The sequence below is a fragment of the Morganella morganii H1r genome, from assembly GCF_000633515.1.
Taxonomy (GTDB): domain Bacteria; phylum Pseudomonadota; class Gammaproteobacteria; order Enterobacterales; family Enterobacteriaceae; genus Morganella; species Morganella morganii_B.
Genome location: NZ_AYMP01000070.1, coordinates 1 through 4,275, shown reverse-complemented (window position 1 = coordinate 4,275; position 4,275 = coordinate 1). Strand labels below are relative to the sequence as shown.

At 45.1% G+C, this 4,275-nt stretch carries 4 protein-coding genes and 1 pseudogene; 4 read left to right on the top strand and 1 reads right to left on the bottom strand.

What is annotated here, in order from left to right:
* Positions 1 to 14: 14 nt before the first annotated feature.
* The gene (locus U868_RS0122215; protein WP_025155203.1) at positions 15 to 590 is read right to left on the bottom strand and encodes a recombinase family protein; all 576 of its coding nucleotides are present in this window, start codon (positions 588 to 590) and stop codon (positions 15 to 17) included.
* Positions 591 to 818: 228 nt separating this feature from the next.
* Here U868_RS0122215 and U868_RS0122210 point away from each other — a divergent pair, with 228 nt between their 5' ends.
* The 4 genes and pseudogenes from U868_RS0122210 (at position 819) to U868_RS0122195 (ending at position 3,932) form a co-directional block, all read left to right on the top strand.
* A complete protein-coding gene (locus tag U868_RS0122210; protein WP_025155202.1) occupies positions 819 to 1,061 on the top strand; it encodes a type II toxin-antitoxin system RelB/DinJ family antitoxin in 243 nt (80 codons plus the stop codon).
* Positions 1,051 to 1,350, top strand: coding sequence for a type II toxin-antitoxin system RelE family toxin (locus tag U868_RS0122205; protein WP_025155201.1), 300 nt, complete (start codon positions 1,051 to 1,053; stop codon positions 1,348 to 1,350). Before U868_RS0122210 ends, U868_RS0122205 begins: the two co-directional genes overlap by 11 nt.
* A gap of 142 nt (positions 1,351 to 1,492) precedes the next feature.
* Positions 1,493 to 1,957: pseudogene (locus U868_RS0122200) on the top strand (IS91 family transposase); the annotation flags it as partial.
* Between the two features lie 331 nt (positions 1,958 to 2,288).
* A complete protein-coding gene (locus tag U868_RS0122195; protein WP_025155199.1) occupies positions 2,289 to 3,932 on the top strand; it encodes a methyl-accepting chemotaxis protein in 1,644 nt (547 codons plus the stop codon).
* Positions 3,933 to 4,275 lie beyond the last annotated feature (343 nt).

Below are 4,275 nucleotides of genomic sequence, written 5' to 3'. Positions count from 1 at the left end.
TAAAAATGGGGGGATTACCGCCTGGCTTTTACCCGGAGTATAGTTTGCCGTGTAGTATTAAATTCTCTTGCAATGGCACTGATACTGCTACCGGATTTGATTAGCTCAAGTACACTCCGCTTTTGTTCTTCACTTAGTACAGGTGGACGCCCAAATCGCTTTCCGGCTTCACGCGCCCTTGCAATCCCTGAATGAGTACGCTCAAGTAAAAGATCACGTTCAAACTCAGCAACAGCGGAAATTACCTGCATTGTCATTTTTCCGGCCGGACTGGTCAAGTCGACACCTCCGAGAGCTAGGCAATGCACTTTGATCCCCAAAACAGCGAGTTTCTCAACCGTCCTGCGGATATCTATTGCATTACGGCCCAGGCGATCCAGTTTTGTAACAATAAGCACATCGCCACCTTCCATACGGTCAAGTAACCGGCTGAAACCGGGACGCTCCCCTGCGGTGACTGACCCGCTGATTTGTTCTTCTATAATTCGTTGTTCTCTGACTTCAAACCCGGCCGCTTTAATTTCCCGCCGCTGATTTTCAGTATCCTGTTCAAAGGTCGAAACCCTGCAATAGGCAAAAACGCGTGACATTATATAATAATCCGTCCGTAATGGGTGTACGTATCATAATGCATGTCCGAAACTAAAAATACTGACTTTTGTACATATGTTGCTGACAGTGTACGAAACCGAACAATTTCGGATATCTGGCAAAATATCTAGAAATTTTTTACCTAAAGCCAGAGTTCGGTTGTTGCGTATACATAATATACGCCGTATAATTCGTATATACGAACGTAGGTACAAAAGGAAGATAATATGGCAACTATGAACATCCGCATCGACGACGATTTAAAGGCTCGTTCTGGTGCGGCACTTGACGCTTTAGGTATTACAACATCCGAAGCTGTTCGCCTTGTCCTGGAGTATGTTGCGCAAAATAACCGCTTACCAGTGCAGGTTGCATTATTAGCAGACGAAGACGCGGATATCATCGAACTGGCGCGCACACGCTTGGCTAACCCAGGAAAACGGATACGCGTGAAACTCAATGACTTATGAAATTGAATTTTACGAAGAAGCTTTCGATGAATGGCACAGGCTGGATTCCAGCATACGCGGACAGTTTAAAAAGAAGTTAGCGAAGCTGGTTGAAGACCCACATCGACTAGCTAACAGACTGCGTGGGCTTGAAGGTTGTTACAAAATCAAGTTACGCACCGCAGGCGTCCGTTTAGTTTATAAAGTCGAAGATGGTGAATTAGTGATCCTGGTTGTTGCTGTAGGTAAGCGAGATAAAAATGCTGTTTACGATTCTGCCCGCGAGCGACTATTCACCTCAAATAAATAGCCCGCAGTTGCTGATCTGAAATGACAGCGATAATCTGATACTCAGTAAAATGGGCTTTACGCATAGCGATCTCCTTAGTTAGCAGATTGATTATGCCGGAGGACCTCTAAATGTGAATGGCACGATTATGCGGGATGCTTACAAAAACACCGTGAAATACCTGGGCCGGTATCTGAAAAAACCGCCGATAGCCGGCTCCCAGCTGGCGCACTACGCCGGCAGTGCCACGCTGAGCTTTCGTTACCACGACCATAATACAGGTGAACAGGCCACCGAGAGGCTGACGCAGAGGGAAATCGTGGGTCGGCTCAAGCAGCATATACCGGAAAAGTTCTTCCGGATGGTGCGTTATTTTGGTTTTCTGGCCAACCGGGTGTGCGGGGAAAAACTGCTGCAGGTGTACCGTGCGCTGGGGATGAAAAAACCGGACGCGGCACCGAAAGTGTGTTACGCGCAAATGAGTAAGCAGTTCCTGCGGCGCGACCCGTTCGAATGCATCCTGTGCGATGGCCATATGGTTTACCGCCGGGCAATATCCGGTCTGAATGTAGGAGAGCTGAAAATCCACGCGCGGGAGATCAGTCTAATGAGGTATATCCCGGCCTGATGCAGGTAAGATCTGTCTGCCATTCACGGAAAGTAGAAATAACAACCTGAAAAAGGGTGAAATATCATCACGCTTTCAGGTGACGGCAGATGAGCCGGTATCTGAATCAACGCACGTCCAAATTTCAGCTACCCCATTTCGGAGCTCGCAGGGTTTCAATTTCCTATACGTTAAGCTCCTGATAACAGCACATAACTGGATATTTATCAACAAATAACATTTTTGTGAATAATGTTAACATTGGTCATATTTTTTTATAGTGAAAATAAATTATTTCGGCATCACCTCCAGCTGAAAAAACCGTCACTGATTAATTAATGGAAAAACAGGAATGTTTAGAAAAATAAAAATATCTGTATTTTTAACTTTCGTTCTAACCCTACTCCTTTTACTACAAATTGTATCTGGAGCATCATTCTTAAACTATGCAAATAACCAAAAAAACCAATCTATATTGTTTGATTCTGAAACAAAGAAAGTAATTGCTCTTGACGATGCATGGATTGCTTTAATAAGGTCACGAGCTGAAATAAATAAAGCTCAAAAGTATATTTTTTATGCAGGCCGAAAAGATTTGGGAGAATCTAAATTAGCATCAGCAGAAAAACAACTAGAAAAATCAAAAGTTAATTTCAATGATTACAAGGTAATTAATTCAACACTTGAGAATGCAAATGGAAAAGAACTAATAGATTCATTTAATAACTATTATAATGCACAATTAGATTTAATGAAATTTCTGCGTAACAACATGACTGATGAGTTTGCAAAACAACCAACGCAGGATATTGAGGATTTATTTGAAAAGCAATACAACGAATATCAAAAGCAATACTTGAATTATTACTCTGAAGTTAATGCCAATAATGAAGTCAGTTATAACAATATTACAGTGACAATCATCACTATTTTAATCGCTGTCTTGTTTATTATTTTTGGAGTATGGTTTGGTATTCGTAAAATAATTACCTCACCATTAAATGGTGTTATTGAAAATATTCAAAATATTGGCAAAGGTGATCTTACCCAGGCTATTGATACGAATGGCTGTAATGAGGTGAATAAACTGGCCGATACATTGCGCCATATGCAGCACGAACTGGCTGGCACTGTCGGTGCTGTCCGTGATGGTGCCAATGTTATTTACAGTGGTGCCTGTGAGATTGCTTCCGGTAATAACGACCTCTCTTCGCGGACCGAACAACAGGCTGCCTCTCTTGAAGAAACCGCCGCCAGTATGGAGGAGCTGACCGCCACCGTGCGTCAGAATGCCGATAATGCCCGTCAGGCCAGCCATCTGGCGTTAACCGCCTCTGAGACCGCAGAGCGCGGCGGGAAAGTGGTGGATGATGTCGTGGACACAATGCGCGGTATCGGCGACAGCTCGAAGAAAATTGCCGATATCATCAGTGTGATTGACGGTATCGCGTTCCAGACCAACATTCTGGCACTGAATGCGGCCGTGGAAGCCGCCCGTGCGGGTGAACAGGGACGGGGATTTGCCGTTGTTTCCGGTGAAGTCCGTAACCTTGCCCAGCGCAGTGCGCAGGCCGCACGGGAAATCAAAGTGCTGATTGAGGATTCAGTCGGCAGAGTCGATGCCGGGGCTGTACTGGTTGAGCGCGCCGGTGAAACGATGAATGAAATTGTCAGCGCGGTCACCCGGGTGACCGATATCATGAGTGAGATAGCCTCCGCCTCGGACGAACAAAGCCGGGGGATTGACCAGGTGGGTGTGGCGGTGACGGAAATGGACAGAGTCACCCAGCAGAATGCGGCGTTAGTTGAGCAATCAGCAGCTGCAGCAGCGTCACTGGAAGAGCAGGCAGGCAGACTGACTCAGGCGGTATCTGTCTTTCACATACAGGCCGGAGAATTAAAGAGCAGCGTTAACACCAGCACTGCGGTGCCGTTACAACGCCCCGATATAAAAAAACTGAAAGATAAGGACGGGGATAACTGGGAAACATTTTAGTTAAAAAGGGCTAAAGTAAAAATAGAATTACCGCGTCACGACAGAGTTGTATCCACCTCTATTTGCCCATGTTTCATGGGCTTTTTTATAATTTGTTCCATTTTAGGGGAAATGGACAGGTCAGTCCATCAACGGGCTTGTTGCAAATAATAAATTAGCGCGTTTTTTGCTCAGTTTTAATAGGACATAGTGCAGTTTTACGCGTGGCACGAAGATGGAGGGTTATCCCATCAGAACTAACATTTTGTCGGCTGGATTGCCACCCGCAAGGCAACTGCAAAAGCGTCTTAAGTGAAGGCATAGCGTTGTCCATAACTTAAAACTGATCCTACCCACCAATAGT

Excerpts from the sequence above, each read along its gene's own strand:
- U868_RS0122215 (WP_025155203.1), bottom strand. The coding sequence starts at position 590 with ATGTCACGCGTTTTTGCCTATTGCAGGGTTTCGACCTTTGAACAGGAT.
- U868_RS0122210 (WP_025155202.1), top strand. The coding sequence starts at position 819 with ATGGCAACTATGAACATCCGCATCGACGACGATTTAAAGGCTCGTTCT.
- U868_RS0122205 (WP_025155201.1), top strand. The coding sequence starts at position 1,051 with ATGACTTATGAAATTGAATTTTACGAAGAAGCTTTCGATGAATGGCAC.
- U868_RS0122195 (WP_025155199.1), top strand. The coding sequence starts at position 2,289 with ATGTTTAGAAAAATAAAAATATCTGTATTTTTAACTTTCGTTCTAACC.